The organism is Pantoea sp. GbtcB22 (assembly GCF_019091025.1).
GTDB classification, from domain to species: domain Bacteria; phylum Pseudomonadota; class Gammaproteobacteria; order Enterobacterales; family Enterobacteriaceae; genus Pantoea; species Pantoea leporis.
This window is the reverse complement of record NZ_JAGXKB010000006.1, coordinates 214618-229541: the sequence shown is the minus strand read 5'-3', so window position 1 is coordinate 229541 and position 14924 is coordinate 214618. Positions and strand designations below refer to the sequence as shown.

Annotated in this window: 13 protein-coding genes and 4 tRNA genes; 4 read left to right on the top strand and 13 right to left on the bottom strand. The window is 56.2% G+C overall.

The genetic code is table 11. From position 1 onward, the window contains the following. Positions 1-222: 222 nt before the first annotated feature. The 4 genes from hemC to hemY are packed head-to-tail and all read left to right on the top strand — an operon-like array spanning position 223 to position 4254. Positions 223-1164, top strand: coding sequence for a hydroxymethylbilane synthase (gene hemC, locus KVT28_RS18740; protein ID WP_101763931.1), 942 nt, complete (start codon positions 223-225; stop codon positions 1162-1164). Beyond that, positions 1161-1901, top strand: a complete 741-nt coding sequence (gene hemD / locus KVT28_RS18735; protein WP_101763759.1) for a uroporphyrinogen-III synthase — start codon at positions 1161-1163, stop codon at positions 1899-1901. The genes hemC and hemD overlap by 4 nt, the downstream gene beginning before the upstream one ends. 23 nt (positions 1902-1924) lie before the next feature. After that, positions 1925-3055, top strand: coding sequence for a uroporphyrinogen-III C-methyltransferase (hemX, locus tag KVT28_RS18730; protein ID WP_101763760.1), 1131 nt, complete (start codon positions 1925-1927; stop codon positions 3053-3055). Between the two features lie 2 nt (positions 3056-3057). After that, positions 3058-4254 (top strand): protoheme IX biogenesis protein HemY, encoded by a 1197-nt coding sequence (gene hemY / locus KVT28_RS18725; RefSeq protein WP_217549638.1) that lies wholly within the window; start codon positions 3058-3060, stop codon positions 4252-4254. A gap of 587 nt (positions 4255-4841) precedes the next feature. Here hemY and KVT28_RS18720 read toward each other — a convergent pair. The 13 genes from KVT28_RS18720 to wecC form a co-directional block, all read right to left on the bottom strand. Then, a tRNA-Pro gene (locus KVT28_RS18720) sits at positions 4842-4918 on the bottom strand. A gap of 37 nt (positions 4919-4955) precedes the next feature. Continuing rightward, positions 4956-5042 (bottom strand) — tRNA-Leu (locus tag KVT28_RS18715). 16 nt (positions 5043-5058) lie between these two features. Further along, positions 5059-5134, bottom strand: a tRNA-His gene (locus KVT28_RS18710). 90 nt (positions 5135-5224) lie between these two features. Next, positions 5225-5301 (bottom strand) — tRNA-Arg (locus KVT28_RS18705). 159 nt (positions 5302-5460) lie between these two features. Beyond that, positions 5461-6195, bottom strand: coding sequence for a lipopolysaccharide N-acetylmannosaminouronosyltransferase (gene wecG, locus KVT28_RS18700; RefSeq protein ID WP_217549636.1), 735 nt, complete (start codon positions 6193-6195; stop codon positions 5461-5463). Between the two features lie 28 nt (positions 6196-6223). Beyond that, positions 6224-7567 (bottom strand): ECA oligosaccharide polymerase, encoded by a 1344-nt coding sequence (wzyE, locus tag KVT28_RS18695; RefSeq protein WP_101763765.1) that lies wholly within the window; start codon positions 7565-7567, stop codon positions 6224-6226. Beyond that, positions 7564-8634 carry a TDP-N-acetylfucosamine:lipid II N-acetylfucosaminyltransferase gene (locus KVT28_RS18690; RefSeq protein ID WP_217549634.1) on the bottom strand — a complete coding sequence of 357 codons (1071 nt, stop codon included), beginning with the start codon at positions 8632-8634 and terminating at the stop codon, positions 7564-7566. The genes wzyE and KVT28_RS18690 overlap by 4 nt, the downstream gene beginning before the upstream one ends. After that, complete coding sequence (gene wzxE, locus KVT28_RS18685) at positions 8631-9884, bottom strand: lipid III flippase WzxE (protein WP_217549632.1); 1254 nt, start codon at positions 9882-9884, stop codon at positions 8631-8633. Before wzxE ends, KVT28_RS18690 begins: the two co-directional genes overlap by 4 nt. Then, the gene (rffA, locus tag KVT28_RS18680) at positions 9884-11014 is read right to left on the bottom strand and encodes a dTDP-4-amino-4,6-dideoxygalactose transaminase (RefSeq protein WP_101763768.1); all 1131 of its coding nucleotides are present in this window, start codon (positions 11012-11014) and stop codon (positions 9884-9886) included. Before rffA ends, wzxE begins: the two co-directional genes overlap by 1 nt. After that, positions 11011-11709 (bottom strand): dTDP-4-amino-4,6-dideoxy-D-galactose acyltransferase, encoded by a 699-nt coding sequence (gene rffC, locus KVT28_RS18675; RefSeq protein ID WP_192236881.1) that lies wholly within the window; start codon positions 11707-11709, stop codon positions 11011-11013. Before rffC ends, rffA begins: the two co-directional genes overlap by 4 nt. Then, positions 11687-12568: a glucose-1-phosphate thymidylyltransferase RfbA gene (gene rfbA / locus KVT28_RS18670; protein ID WP_217549629.1), complete on the bottom strand. Its 882-nt coding sequence runs from the start codon at positions 12566-12568 to the stop codon at positions 11687-11689. Before rfbA ends, rffC begins: the two co-directional genes overlap by 23 nt. Before the next feature lie 22 nt (positions 12569-12590). Next, positions 12591-13667, bottom strand: coding sequence for a dTDP-glucose 4,6-dehydratase (rfbB, locus tag KVT28_RS18665; protein WP_192414402.1), 1077 nt, complete (start codon positions 13665-13667; stop codon positions 12591-12593). Continuing rightward, positions 13664-14923: a UDP-N-acetyl-D-mannosamine dehydrogenase gene (wecC, locus tag KVT28_RS18660; RefSeq protein WP_217549627.1), complete on the bottom strand. Its 1260-nt coding sequence runs from the start codon at positions 14921-14923 to the stop codon at positions 13664-13666. The genes rfbB and wecC overlap by 4 nt, the downstream gene beginning before the upstream one ends. Position 14924 lies beyond the last annotated feature (1 nt).

The following is a 14924-nucleotide window of genomic DNA, read 5'->3' as shown; positions in this document are numbered from 1 at the left end:
GATCAATCTAACACCCGGAGGATTGACCGTAAAGAAAGTTGCGCTACTTAACAGTTTAGCATGTTCCGACCGTAGCCCTGCTTTTTTCAGACTTCGACACAAAACTGCGACCCGCAAGATCCAGGCGCAGTCTGACATCGCGGCCTTTTCAATCCGTTGAAACTGACAGCATTCCCCTATCAATGATAGGATATTCGATGAACGATCAAAATGGTTAACAGCATGTTAAACAAAATTTTCAGAATTGCTACCAGACAAAGTCCCCTTGCTTTGTGGCAGGCACAATATGTCCAACAGCGTCTGATGGCGGCTCATCCGGGTCTGCAAGTTGAGTTGCTGCCGATGGTCACCAAAGGTGATGTCATCCTTGATACGCCACTGGCAAAGGTTGGCGGCAAAGGGCTGTTCGTTAAAGAGCTTGAGCTGGCAATGCTGGAAGGCCGCGCCGATCTCGCCGTGCACTCAATGAAAGATGTGCCGATCGATTTTCCACAAGGCCTCGGTCTGGTGACCATTTGCGAGCGTGAAGATCCGCGCGATGCTTTCGTCTCCAATCGTTACAACAGTGTTGATGAGCTGCCGCAAGGCGCGGTTGTCGGGACGTCCAGCCTGCGTCGCCAGTGCCAGCTTAGCGCCCGTCGTCCGGATTTAGTGATTCGCTCACTGCGCGGCAACGTCGGCACGCGTCTTGGCAAACTTGATGCCGGTGAATATGACGCCATCATTCTGGCGGCGGCCGGTTTGAAGCGTTTAGGTCTGGAAGATCGCATCCGTCAGGCAATGCCTGCCGAGATCTCCCTGCCCGCCGTGGGTCAGGGCGCCGTCGGCATTGAATGCCGCGCAGATGATGAGCAATTGATTACGCTGCTACAGGCGTTGAATCACGACGATACCGCCGTGTGCGTGCGCGCCGAACGCGCAATGAACACGCGGCTGGAAGGCGGTTGTCAGGTGCCTATCGGCAGCTTCGCGGTGCTGGAAGACGATCAGCTGTGGCTGCGCGGATTAGTTGGCTCACCGGACGGCAGTCAAATGGTGGTCGGCGAGCGTCGCGGTCCACGCGATCACGCCGAAAGAATGGGGGTTTCGCTGGCCGAAGAGCTGTTGGATGGCGGCGCGCGCGACATTCTGCGTGAAGTGTATCAAGGTCAACCGCCAGTATGACCATCCTCGTGACCCGCCCGGAACCGGCCGCCACTGAACTGGTCTCGCGTTTGCGCAGCCTGGGCAAGCTGGCATGGGGCTTCCCGCTGATTGAATTTACGCCGGGTCGCGATCTTATCCATTTGCCAAGCCAACTTGCGGCGTTACAGCCAGGCGATCTGGTGTTTTTACTGTCGCAGCAGGTCGTTACTTTCGCCGAGCCCGCTTTACAGCAAAGCGCGACAACATGGCCTGAAGCCCTCAACTATTATGCTATTGGTCGCAGCACCGCTTTAGCCCTGCATACCGTCAGTAATCTCAAAGTAGACTATCCTCATGCGCGGGAGACCAGCGAAGAGCTGGTGCGCCTGAACCGTCTGCAGCAGGTTAGTGGCAAACGCGCGCTGATTCTGCGCGGCAGTCCGGGGCGCGAGTTGCTGGCAGAAACGCTGATTGAACGCGGCGTTGAGGTGCAATACTGCGAGTGTTATCAGCGCTGTGAAAAGCACTACAACGGCGCGACTGAAGGCCGACGCTGGCGCGATCGCGGCATTACAACGCTGGTGGTAACCAGCGGCGAAATGTTACAACAACTCTTTTCTCTGTTTCCGCCAATTGATCGTCGGGAATGGTTACTGCACTGTCGGCTTGTGGTCGTCAGTGAACGTTTGGCTACGCAAGCCGCTGAATTAGGCTGGCAGGACATTGATGTAGCCGATGGTGCCGATAACGATGCGCTGCTGCGCGCGTTACGCTGAACTTAACAATGGGATGAGCCATAATGACGGAACAAAAAGCCTCCTCCGCCATGGTTGAAGAAACCACCCCAGCGGACAATTCTCCCTCGCCAGCAACCAAACCACCTCGCGATAAAAAAGGCGATGGCAAGGTGCTGAGTGCCGTGGCGATTGTGATTGCGCTGGCGATTGGGGCGGGACTTTACCTTAATGGGAAACACCAGGCCGATTTACAGGCTCAAACTAACCAGAATCTCAGTGAGCAGCTGAGCGCCTTGCAGCAGCAACTGGGCAGCGACAAACAGCAGCTGACGCAACAGCTGGATAGCGCCAACAGCGCCTTGCAGCAGGCGCGCACGCAGCAGGATAACAGCGCAAAAGAGCTGGAAACCCTGCGTGATAAAGTCGCTACCATCTCTGGAAACGACACGCGTACCTGGCTACTGGCGCAAGCGGACTACCTCGTCAAACTGGCGGGCCGCAAACTGTGGAGCGATCAGGATGTCACTACCGCGGCAGCGTTACTGAAAAGTGCTGATTCCAGCCTGGCCGACATGAACGATCCGAGCGTGATGAATGTGCGTCGTGCGCTAACGCAGGACATCAGTTCACTCTCCGCCGTCAGCCAGGTTGATTATGACGGCACCATCCTCAAGCTTAATCAGCTGTCGAACGGCGTCGATAATCTACGCCTGGCCGACAACGACAGCGATGATTCGCCTATGGACGCCGATGGTGGTGAACTCTCCAGTTCGCTGCACGAGTGGCGTCAAAATCTGGTGAAAAGCTGGCATAACTTTATGGATGATTTCATCACCATCCGCCGCCGCGACAACACCGCACAGCCGCTGCTGGCACCGAATCAGGACGTTTACCTGCGCGAAAACATTCGTTCGCGCCTGCTGATTGCGGCTCAGGCCGTACCGCGTCATCAGGATGAGATCTACAAACAGTCTATCGATGCGGTATCAACCTGGGTTCGCGCCTGGTATGACACCAACGATGCCGCCACCAAAGCCTTCCTTGCACAGCTGGATGAATTGAGCCAGCAAAGCATTTCAATGGATGTGCCGGATACGCTGGAAAGCCAGCCGCTGCTGGAAAAACTGATGCAAACCCGCGTACGTAATTTGCTGGCTCAGCCATCGGTTGCTGCTGATCAACAAGGAGGCTAACCATGCTGAAAGTATTGGTGCTTTTCCTGCTACTGATTGCGGGCATTGTGGTTGGTCCGATGGTAGCCGGCCATCAGGGCTACGTGCTGATCCAAACCGACAACTGGAACATTGAAACCAGCGTAACCGGCCTGGCGATCATCTTGATCCTCAGCCTGCTGGTGATTTTGTTGGTGGAATGGATTCTGCGTCGCCTATTCCGTACCGGCGCACGCACACGCGGCTGGTTCACTGGCCGCAAGCGCCGTAGCGCGCAGCGTCACACGCAAAGCGCGCTGATGAAACTGGCGGAAGGTGACTTTAAACAGGCCGAAAAACTGCTGTCGAAAAATGCCGACCACGCCGATCAGCCAGTGGCAAACTACTTGCTGGCTGCCGAAGCGGCACAGCAACGCGGTGACGAAATCCGTGCTAATCAGCATCTGGAGCGCGCTTCTGAGCTGTCGGTGAATGACACGATTCCGGTTGAAATCACACGCGTACGTCTGCAACTGGCGCGCAACGAAGATCATGCGGCACGCCATGGCGTTGATCGCCTGCTGGAAGTCGCGCCGCGCCATCCGGAAGTGTTGCGTCTGGCAGAACAAGCCTATATTCGTACCGGCGCATGGGGCGCATTGCTCGACATTCTGCCTGCGATGCAGAAAGTGCAGATCAATGATGAAGCACAGCGCGATGCCTTGCAGCAGCAAGCCTGGCTGGGCCTGATGAACCAGGCGATGGCCGATCAAGGCAGCGACGGTTTGAAGAAATGGTGGCAAAACCAGAGCCGCAAAACGCGTCAGGAAACCGCCTTGCAGGTGGCTATGGCAGAACATCTGATTGAGTGTGGCGACCCGGATACCGCACAGAGCATCGTGCTGGAAGGTCTGAAACGTCAATATGACGATCGTCTGGTGTTGCTGATGCCGCGCATCAAAAGTGGCGATCCGCAATCTCTGGAGAAAGCATTGCGTCAGCAGATTAAACAGCATGGCGCCACGCCGCTGCTCCATAGCACGCTGGGTCAGCTGCTGATGCGTCATGGGGAATGGCAGCAGGCGGCAGAAGCGTTCCAGCAAGCGCTGGCGCAGCGTCCGGATGCGTTTGATTATGCCTGGCTGGCCGATGTTTACGACCGCCTGCATCGTCCGGAAGACGCTGCCAAAATGCGTCGTGAAGGCCTGCTACTTACGCTGAAGACCAATACCAGCATCTGATTTTACGATTGTTACTTTTGTGCACGCCGGGCTTGTCCCGGCTTTTTTTTGCCTGTCATATACTGCAGACAAAAAAAACCCCTGCCATAAGCAGGTGTAAGATCAGGTCGTTAAGACAACTGATGGCATCCGACTCAACGTAATGTCCTTCTTACTGCAGTAAAGCGTGCGCAAATACTGCCAGGCTGGACAACGGATGCCGTAAGGGGCTCTGCATCATTCCCAGGTTTATGTAGCATCAGCAAACATAAGAGGTGGAATGAGCATCTACAGGTAGATTATTGCACAAGACGTGCCAAAGTTGCAGCACGTGCAATAAGCTAATTAATATCAACAGGATATAGTCCCTGCCACAATCCCGGTGTTAGTCACTGTCGGTAAAACGCGACGATCATTCAATAAGCTGTCTCCGCAGAACGACAAGCTATGCAAGGAATTGTCATTCCCATATAAATCAATGATTTATATGTATCTAAATAGCGACAATGTGCGGAATAACGCTCAAAGGAAATGATGGGAAGAGTTGAGAATATGAATGGCGGATACAAACGAAAAAAGCCTGCTTTTTCAAGCAGGCTTTTCGAATATGGTCGGCGAGAGAGGATTCGAACCTCCGACCCACTGGTCCCAAACCAGTTGCGCTACCAAGCTGCGCTACTCGCCGATTTTTTACTTCTTTAACGCTACAGCGTAATTTTGCCTGGTGCGAAGGGAGGGACTTGAACCCTCACGTCCGTAAGAACACTAACACCTGAAGCTAGCGCGTCTACCAATTCCGCCACCATCGCGTGACCGAGCAAAATCTGGGGTGGCTAATGGGACTCGAACCCACGACAACTGGAATCACAATCCAGGGCTCTACCAACTGAGCTATAGCCACCATAATTCTGGTGCGTAAGCGTGTTTCGCTTACTAATTCACTGCATAACGCGGTCTAACCAACCACCGAAGCTCTTGCGCACAAACTAAATGGCGCGCCCGACAGGATTCGAACCTGAGACCTCTGCCTCCGGAGGGCAGCGCTCTATCCAGCTGAGCTACGGGCGCGTAGCGCCGTTGCGGATGGGCATACTACGGGCTTGACCTCATACTGTCCAGCCCTTTTTTAGAAAAAAAACGCGTTTGATTACGCTTTGTGCATTCCATCGATAATTACAGCAGTTTGAGGCGCTTACCCTCTCATTTTCGCTGGAAAAACCAGCAATTTCAGAGGTCGCCCCGCCAATGGTAGCGTAAGTATTTCAGCAGCTTTAATTGGCGACGCAGACGCGAAGGCTGACGAATAAGGCGATAAAGCCATTCCAGTCCGGACTTTTGCCACCAAACGGGCGCGCGCTTAACGTGCCCAGTAAACACATCGTAAGTGCCACCAACGCCCATATAGAGCGCATGCGGCCAATGGGCGCGGCAATCACGCATCAACAGCTCCTGGCGCGGCGAACCTTGCGCCACCGTGACAATCTGCGCACCACTCGCGGCGATGCGGGCAAACAGCGCGTCGCGCGCTTCAGGCGCAAAGTAACCATCCTGACTGCCAACGATATTCACATTCCACTGTCGGCGCAGCTTGTCGCAGGTTTCCTGCAGCACCGCCTGACGTCCACCAATCAGAAACACCGGAATGCCGCTACGCCCTGCACTCTCCATCAACGCTTCCCATAAATCCGCGCCTGCAATGCGGTTTACCTGCAGCTGAGGATACTTCTTGCGTAGCGAACGGACGATGCTGATGCCATCCGGATATTTGAACTCAGCCTCAGCGATCAGTGCGCGTAGCTGCGCATCTTCTTCCAGCGTGAGCATTTTCTCGGCATTCATCGCCACCAGCGTGCCGCAACGCGGTTTACCGTCGGGCAGCAGAAAGCGCAGAAAGCTCGCCATATCGTTGAAGGCGTGAAGATCGACTCCGCGCAGGCTATAGCGCGGCTTATCGGTTTCCATGGTATGAATTTCCCGTTGTGCCCAAAGGTTAAGAAGGGCTGTGTAAAACCGGCTTGCTGCGCGGACGAATCAACCCCGCGCGCGCCAACAGCCAGTAAAGCAATTTAGCCGCCCACATACAGGCCGCAAAAATCAGACAAAAGAACACCACGCGCGAGCCGAAAGCATCCAGCCCTTCACGCGCCAGCACGATCATATTAAACACCGCGCCGAAGCAGAAACTCTGCAAAATCGCCCCGCTGTAACGATTGCTGGTATCGCGGCCATACAGATAAAGGTTATCGAAGCCTTTCATCAGCAGGCCGACAGCCACCGCACCGATTGGGATAAACCACACGCCGCCCATCACCACCAGCGAACCCAACAGCGTGGGCGAGATCGCCAAGCCGGAATGGTTATTCAGCACTTCCCAGGTAAAGTAGTTAGCGCTGTTAAGAATGGCTGTTGGACGTCCCGGCCACATCCAGCTGGGAATGAACACGTAGAAATCGCGCCAAATCGGTGCCAGCCCCTGAAAATCGATCTTGTCGTAGTTTTGCAGTAACAGCGCCAGATTTTCCCACGGCGAGAAGGTGTCGCGCGTCAGATAAAGGAAGGTATAAAACGCTTCATCGCCCACTACGTCGAGGTTATAGCGACGCAACGCCAGCCAGAACATACCGCCAATCGCCATCACACCGGCGCCAACCAGCATCCACAGCGTGATCCAGCCGCGCGTAATGCCAATAAACAAGAACAGCGCGAACGCGATAATGATATTGGCGCGCGTGCCGCCCACCAGCGCGTAGGTCAGCAAGCCAAATGCCACCGACACCAGCAAAAACCACAGCCACTGACGCTGGGTTGGCTTGAGGAAGTAGCGAATCAGCATCGCCGGAATAAAGAAGTAGAAGAAGCGTTTAAGCGCCACGCCGGACACTTCGCTGGAGAAGATCTGATTGTAAGCCGAAAGCCGGAACAGCAGCAGGCCGTTGTGCATAAAGAACACCGTCACGGTGCCAATTGCCACCAGCGCCAGCAGCAGACAGGTCAGATGGGTTTCAACCCGGTTCATCTGCAGCCAGGGTTTGCGCGCAGGCGCATTGGCCGGCCGCAGCCGCACCTTGTAGCTAACGTAATAGATGGCATAAAAGCTGGTAGCGGCCAGCAGCGCCTGCAGCAGATATTCCGGCGGCACCACCGCCACGTTAAAGCGGAATACCAGCACGCTGGTCAGCGGGAAGCCGAAATAGAAGGTCAACAAAAACAGAATGGTGAAGAACAGGTGGAAGTTGAAGCGCACCCGTTTAAATTCCCGCCAGGTTAGGATCAGAATGAAACCCAGCGAACACAGATAAACCACCAGCAGACCACTAAACTGCATCAGGCTCATGTTCTCTCCCTTTCACTCAGGGTTAGCGCGTCGCGCCAGCCTGCCAGATAGCCGGGGGCAAAAAAGGCAATCGAAGAGTGATCGCATTGCGCTAATTGCCGTTGCGCTTCGGCCACGCTGGCGCTATCCAGCGCATCTTCGCTAAACAGCACCGGCAAACCTTGCTCGCTAAGATCGCGCCAGAACGGATTTTTGCGGTTCAGCACAAACGGAATATTGGCCTGAATCAGCAAGCAAAGCGTACCAATGCCTTGCTGGCGCTCGAACATAAAATAGCCGAGCTGGCAGCGGCTAAGCAATGTCAGATAGGCATCAAAGTCGATCTTGTCGCGCAGCAGCGTCACTTGCCCCGCCGGGAACAGGCGCTGTGCGGCGGCGGCAATCTCATCGATGTAAGCGTGATTGTTCTGCGGATAACCGAGCGGCACGACGATTTTCACCTGTTCACCAAACTGGGCTCGAATCGCCTCTAAACCGGCAATGTGACGATTACTGCGATCGCCGGAGTTACCGAGCAGAATAGTGAAATCGGGGCTTTCCACTGGCGCAGGCAGCGCCACGTCCGGCATGCGCGTCGGGAAATAGAGTCGCGAGGCGGGAACGCGCGGATGACGCTGCTGGAAATGGTGCAAATCACCGCGCGTCGCAAACACGCGCGCCACGCGCCCTTGCGCCATTCTGCGCAGCAGATAAAACAGCTGATACTTAAGGCCGCGCCCTTCTTCGTAGAGATCCGCGCCCCATACGTGCCAGAACGCCTGCTGACGACGCAGTTTGCCGCTCAGCAAGGCCAACCAAATGCTGGGATTAAACTGGCCGTGAAAGAAGAAGCGCTGCGAGCGATCGGCAGCACGCGTCACCACCGCTTGCGCCAGCGCACGCTTGCTGGCAAAGGTTTCAATCTGCAATGAAGCATACGCTTGCAGCGTTTCGGGCGCGCTGGATACCACCATAAACTGACGCGGCGCAGCGCCAGGCAGCTCGGCGCTCATCACGTCATCAAAGAAGCGCAGCACCGTATGATTGTGATGCGGGATATCCGATCCCAATACGTGAAAAGTCGTCATTTTTTCCGGCAATAAATCATGAAGGCGCCACAACAAAGGGCGAAATAGAGAACGTAGGTTGCCATGTAAGCCTGCGCGGCCCCGGCGGTCCCGTGCAGCGGAATCAGCCAATGGGAAAAACCGGTCAGCAGGGCAAACTGGCTGATTTCCGTCAGAATATAGAAGCGCAGTGACGCTTTGGCGATCACCAGATATCCGAAAACATAGGCGCCGACTTTAAACACATCACCGCACAACTGCCAGATGAAAAGGTCACGCATCGCGCTGAACTGCGGCGAAAACAGCAGCCAGATAGCGACATCGCGCAGCAGCCATACGCAGAAACTGGCCGCTGCGACGGCAGGTAACACAAAGCGCAGCGCACGCCCAATCTCACGGGCGATTTGCGGTTTCTGCTCCAGCCGCGCCAGCGTGGGCAGCAGCCAGACGCTAAAGGTGGCGGTGATAAATTGCAGGTAGGCATCGGAAATACTGGTCACGCCCTGCCATAAACCGACCTGCGCCCAACCTTGCTGCTCGGCCAGCAGATTTCGCATCATCACCCACGCCACCGGCAAGGTGAATGAGGTGATCAGCGCCATCAGCGTAAACTTCGCCAGATTGCGTGCCAGGTCAGGATGCCAGCCTGGCATCAGCCAGCTCAGCGGCAGCCGATCGCGATGGCGACGCAGCATCAGCAACGCCGGAAACACCAGCAGCGCCGGCACCAGCGCCAACCCCACTAACGCATCAGCATAGCCGCCCAGCCACCAGCACAGCACATAACCCAGCACGCCGACGATACTTCCGGCAATCAGCGCCAGCGCATTGCCGCGCGCATCGCGGAAGCCCTTCAGCAACGCCAGCGTCAGATTGGCCCAGGCAATACCGAGCTGCAGAAAGGCGACAATGCGTACCACGTTGGCATATTCAGCATGACCAAACAGCGCCGTGCTGATGGGCGTTGCCGCCAGCAAAAACACCAGCGCCAGCAGCGTTGAAAAGCCGAGCACAATTGCCGAAGCCGTGCCCGTCACCGCGCGCAGTTGTTGTGGCTGTTGCTGATGTTGCGCGACTAACGTAGTGACGCCGTTAAAGATGCCCGCGCCCGCCAATACGCCGAGTACAGTAATCAACTGGCGGAAGTTACCGGCTTGCCCGATCCCTTCGGGTCCGAAGCTTATCGCTAACAGTTTCACCACCAGCAGGCCAGCAACGATTTTTACCAGCGTGGAAGAAGCGGTCCAGACTGATGCTTTTGCTAATGACATCAGGCAAAGAAACTCAGCAGCGAACTGATCACCGTACGCTGGTTGTTATCCGATAAGTTGTAGAACAGTGGCAGGCGCAGCAGGCGCTCGCTTTCACGCGTGGTAAAGGCATCATCACCGTGGAAGCGGCCAAAACGTTCACCCGCTGGCGACGAGTGCAGCGGGATGTAATGGAACACCGTGAGGATTTCCGCCTCTTTCATCCAGTTGATCAGCGCCTGACGATCGTCGCTGTCGCGCAGCTTGATGTAGAACATATGTGCATTGTGGCGGCAATTTTTTGGCACTACCGGCAGCTCAATACGGCCGGCAGCAGCCAGCGGCTGCAGCGCATCGTAGTAGCGTTGCCACAAACGCAAACGCTGCTGATTAATTTGCTCCGCCGCTTCCAGCTGCGCCCACAAATAGGCCGCCTGCAAATCCGCCATCAAATAGCTGGAGCCAATATCGCGCCAGGTATATTTATCTACCTGACCACGAAAAAACTGGCTGCGGTTGGTGCCTTTTTCACGAATGATCTCGGCACGATCCACCAGCTTCGCGTCATTGATCAGCGTTGCGCCGCCTTCACCGCCGGCGGTGTAATTTTTAGTTTCGTGAAAGCTAAAGCAGCCAATGTGACCAATGGTGCCGAGCGCGCGTCCTTTGTACTGCGACATCACGCCTTGCGCGGCATCCTCGATAACATAGAGTTTATGCTTCGCCGCCAGCGCCATGATGCTGTCCATCTCGCAGGCCACGCCCGCGTAATGCACTGGCACGATGGCGCGGGTTTTCGGCGTGATCGCCGCTTCAATCAGCGTTTCATCGATATTTAGCGTATCGGGGCGCACATCGACAAACACAATGGTCGCGCCGCGCAGCACAAAGGCGTTGGCGGTGGAGACGAAGGTGTAGCTCGGCATGATCACTTCATCGCCAGGCTGCAGGTCAATCAGCAGCGCCGCCATCTCCAGCGACGCGGTGCAGGATGGCGTCAGCAGCACTTTTCTGCTGCCGAAATGCTGTTCCATCCACTGCTGGCAGCGGCGAGTAAAGCCGCCATCGCCGCACAGCTTGCCGCTGGCCATCGCCGACTGCATATATTCAACTTCGCTGCCGACAATCGGCGGCGCATTAAATGGGATCATGAGGCTTTCCTGTAGAACCAGTAAGCGGTGCTTTCCAGCCGCGCACCGCTGCGTAAATAGAGGCGCATCGCCGTGAGATTGCTGAGCTGGGTCGCCACGCGCAGATGCGTTAGCTGACGTACGCGGCCCCAGTCGGCGGCGGCGAGCAGTAAGCGCTGGCCGACGCCGCAACCTTGTGCGGCGGGCAATACCGCCAGCAGACCGATGCGCATGTCGCCGTCCACTTCGCGCATCGAGACGAAACCTTGCAGCGCGCCCTGCTCATCGCAGGCCACCAGACATTGATTATCAAAGGTGCCGCGCACCGCATTTTCAATCCACTGCGCGTAGAAACGTCCGCTGTCCGCCGCAGCAAACCACGGCGCGCGGAAGCGACTTTGGCTAAACGCCTGCGCACCCGCTTCACGCAGTGCCGGGATTTGTGCTTCCCGCGCAATGCGCACGCCAACTTGCCGCTCGGTATGTTTGATGCTGAGGGAAAGGTCAGCTTCGCCTTCCACTAACTGAAAACCATGCTGGCTCAGCGCATCGATGGCATCAACGCGTTCAGCGGGCACCTTCACTTGCCACAGCGCATACGGCTGCTGAAGGGCCTCGGCCAGCGTCAAATCGCCATCCAGCGATAAGCGCGCGCTGTTCTGACCGAAGAACTCATTTTCCCACGTAAGGGAATCAATATTGACGCGGACGGGCATTGTGAACATCCAGCAGATACTGGCCGTAGCCGGTTTTGGTTAGCGCCTGAGCCGCGGCTAAAAGCTGGGCATCGCTCAGCCAGCCGTTACGCCATGCAATCTCTTCCAGGCAGGCAATTTTAAAGCCCTGCCGTTTTTCCACCGTCTGCACAAACATACTCGCCTCAATCAGGCTGTCGTGCGTGCCGGTATCCAGCCAGGCAAATCCGCGCCCCAGCAACTCCACCGCAAGCTCGCCCTGATCGAGATACATTTGGTTGATGGCGGTGATTTCCAGCTCACCGCGCTCGGAAGGTTTCACCTGTTTGGCAAACTCCACCACGCGGTTGTCGTAAAAATAGAGTCCGGTGACCGCCCAGCGCGATTTCGGCTGCTGCGGTTTTTCCTCAATGGAGAGCGCGTTAAAGTCGTCATCAAACTCCACCACGCCAAAACGCTCCGGATCCATCACCTGATAAGCAAAGACGGTCGCGCCGCTGCTGCGCGCGGCCACTTTCTTCAGCTTGGGGCTGAAACCCTGGCCGAAATAGAGATTGTCGCCCAGCACCAGACAACAGTGATCGTCACCAATAAAACTTTCGCCAATGATAAATGCCTGCGCCAGCCCATCAGGACGGGGTTGTTCTGCATAGGTTAGCTGAATCCCAAATTCACTGCCGTCGCCCAGTAAGCGTTCAAAATGGGCGCGATCTTCTGGCGTGGTGATGATCAAAATTTCGTGAATCCCTGCCAGCATCAGTACCGACAGCGGATAATAAATCATGGGTTTGTCATATACCGGCAACAGCTGTTTCGAGATGGCGCGGGTAATCGGATGCAAACGCGTGCCCGAACCTCCGGCTAAAATAATGCCTTTCATCGCTGCTCCTTCTGAAGTGCGTTTAACGCGGCGTGGCTAATCCCAGACGCTCACCGCGATAGCTGCCGTTAAGAATTGCCTGCCACCATTGCGGGTTTGCCAGATACCATTGCACGGTTTTACGAATGCCGCTCTCAAAGGTTTCCTGCGGCGTCCAACCCAGCTCACGCTCAATTTTACTGGCGTCGATGGCGTAGCGCTGGTCGTGGCCGGGACGATCGCTAACAAAGGTAATCAGGTCACGGTAGTGGCTCAGGTGCGGTGCACGCTGCTGCGGCGCCAACTCATCCAGCAGATCGCACAGCGTTTCCACCACTTCAAGATTACGTCGCTCGTTATGACCACCAATATTGTAGGTTTCCCCTACTTTGCCGCTGCTCACCACGCTATACAGCGCCCGCGCGTGATCCTCTACATATAGCCAGTCGCGTATCTGGCTGCCGTTGCCATACACTGGCAGCGGTTTGCCCGCCAGCGCATTAATGATGGTGAGCGGGATCAGCTTCTCCGGGAAATGATACGGTCCGTAATTGTTGGAGCAGTTAGTGATGATGACCGGCAAACCGTAGGTGCGCAGCCAGGCGCGCACCAGATGATCGCTGCTGGCTTTGGTCGCCGAATAGGGGCTGCTCGGCGCATACGGCGTGGTTTCGGTAAAGAAGTCGTCGCTACCGTGCAGGTCACCAAACACTTCATCAGTGGAGATATGGTGCAGAATGAAGCCTTTTTTGCGTTCATCTGCCATGCCATTCCAGTAATGACGCGCCGCTTCCAGCAGCTGATAGGTGCCGACAATATTGGTTTCGACGAAGGCGATAGGTCCATCGATCGAGCGGTCAACATGACTTTCTGCCGCCAGATGCATAATGCAATCCGGTTGATAGTGCGCCATGACACGATCCAGCTCAGCGCGATGGCAAATATCCACCTGTTCGAACGCGAAACGTGCATTCTGTTGCACCGGCGCCAGCGACGCCAGATTGCCGGCATAGCTCAGCTTATCGACCACCACCACGCGGTGTTCGGTGTTTTCAAGCAGAAAACGTACCAGCGCAGAACCGATAAATCCTGCCCCGCCGGTCACCAGAAACTGTTTCATCGCCAAACGCCTTTGGTATCAACAATCCACGGCTGGGCAATCTGGGCCGCATCAATCGCGCGGAACTGCGCGTGATCAACCAGCATCACCAGAATATCCGCCTGCTGCAGCGCTACATCCGTAGCAACCAGCGTGGCTTCGTGCGCCAGACGTTGCGGAATGTCTTCCACATGCGGTTCAACCACCCAGGTTGCGCCGCTGTGCCACTCGGCAATACGATGGGCGACGCTCATCGCCGGACTTTCGCGCAGATCGTCAATATTCGGTTTGAAGGCCAGACCAAAGCAGGCAATGGTGACATCGCTGGCGCGTTTGCCGCTGGCGGTGAGGCACTCTGCTAACGCCTGCTTTACCTGATCCAGCACCCAGCCCGGTTTGGCATCATTCACTTCACGTGCGGTGCGAATCAGTCGCGCCTGTTCTGGATTCTGCGCCACGATAAACCACGGATCGACGGCGATACAGTGCCCGCCGACGCCCGGTCCGGGTTGCAGGATGTTGACGCGCGGATGGCGATTCGCCAGCGCTATCAGCTCCCACACGTTGATGCCCTGCTCGGCGCAAATCAGCGACAGCTCATTGGCAAAGGCGATATTCACATCGCGGAAGCTGTTTTCTGTCAATTTGCACATCTCGGCGGTACGCGCATTGGTTTCCACACACGCGCCGCGCAGGAAAATGCGGTACAGCTCGCTGGCGCGTGCGGAACAGGCTGGCGTCATGCCACCAATGACGCGATCGTTTTCCAGCAGTTCAACCATCACTTTGCCGGGCAAAACGCGCTCCGGGCAGTAAGCGATAAACACATCGCACACATCACCGTGCTGCGGGAAACGCAAATCGGGACGCGCCGCCGCCAGCCATTCCGCCATTTGCTCGGTGGCGCCCACCGGCGACGTCGATTCGAGGATCACCAGATCGCCCGCTTTTAACACGGGTGCAATCGACAGCGCCGCGGCCTGCACATAGCTGAGATCCGGCTGATGGTCGCCGATAAACGGCGTGGGCACGGCGATCAGGAATGCATCGGCGGCTTCGGCCTGTGTAGTCGCACGTAGATGACCGGCACGCACGGCTTCGCGCACCACATCACCCAACTCGGGTTCCACGATATGGATATCGCCACGATTGATGGTTTCAACGGCGCGGACATTAATATCCACGCCAACGACTTTCTTTCCCTTTGAGGCAAAAACGGCCGCCGTTGGCAGCCCAATGTAGCCCAGTCCGATAACGGAAATGGTTTCAAAACGCATG

Coding starts and splice junctions, on each gene's coding strand:
- wecC (WP_217549627.1), bottom strand. CDS start 14,923: ATGCGTTTTGAAACCATTTCCGTTATCGGACTGGGCTACATTGGGCTG.
- hemD (WP_101763759.1), top strand. CDS start 1,161: ATGACCATCCTCGTGACCCGCCCGGAACCGGCCGCCACTGAACTGGTC.
- hemY (WP_217549638.1), top strand. CDS start 3,058: ATGCTGAAAGTATTGGTGCTTTTCCTGCTACTGATTGCGGGCATTGTG.
- hemX (WP_101763760.1), top strand. CDS start 1,925: ATGACGGAACAAAAAGCCTCCTCCGCCATGGTTGAAGAAACCACCCCA.
- rffA (WP_101763768.1), bottom strand. CDS start 11,014: ATGATCCCATTTAATGCGCCGCCGATTGTCGGCAGCGAAGTTGAATAT.
- rfbA (WP_217549629.1), bottom strand. CDS start 12,568: ATGAAAGGCATTATTTTAGCCGGAGGTTCGGGCACGCGTTTGCATCCG.
- wzxE (WP_217549632.1), bottom strand. CDS start 9,884: ATGTCATTAGCAAAAGCATCAGTCTGGACCGCTTCTTCCACGCTGGTA.
- KVT28_RS18690 (WP_217549634.1), bottom strand. CDS start 8,634: ATGACGACTTTTCACGTATTGGGATCGGATATCCCGCATCACAATCAT.
- wzyE (WP_101763765.1), bottom strand. CDS start 7,567: ATGAGCCTGATGCAGTTTAGTGGTCTGCTGGTGGTTTATCTGTGTTCG.
- rffC (WP_192236881.1), bottom strand. CDS start 11,709: ATGCCCGTCCGCGTCAATATTGATTCCCTTACGTGGGAAAATGAGTTC.
- wecG (WP_217549636.1), bottom strand. CDS start 6,195: ATGGAAACCGATAAGCCGCGCTATAGCCTGCGCGGAGTCGATCTTCAC.
- hemC (WP_101763931.1), top strand. CDS start 223: ATGTTAAACAAAATTTTCAGAATTGCTACCAGACAAAGTCCCCTTGCT.
- rfbB (WP_192414402.1), bottom strand. CDS start 13,667: ATGAAACAGTTTCTGGTGACCGGCGGGGCAGGATTTATCGGTTCTGCG.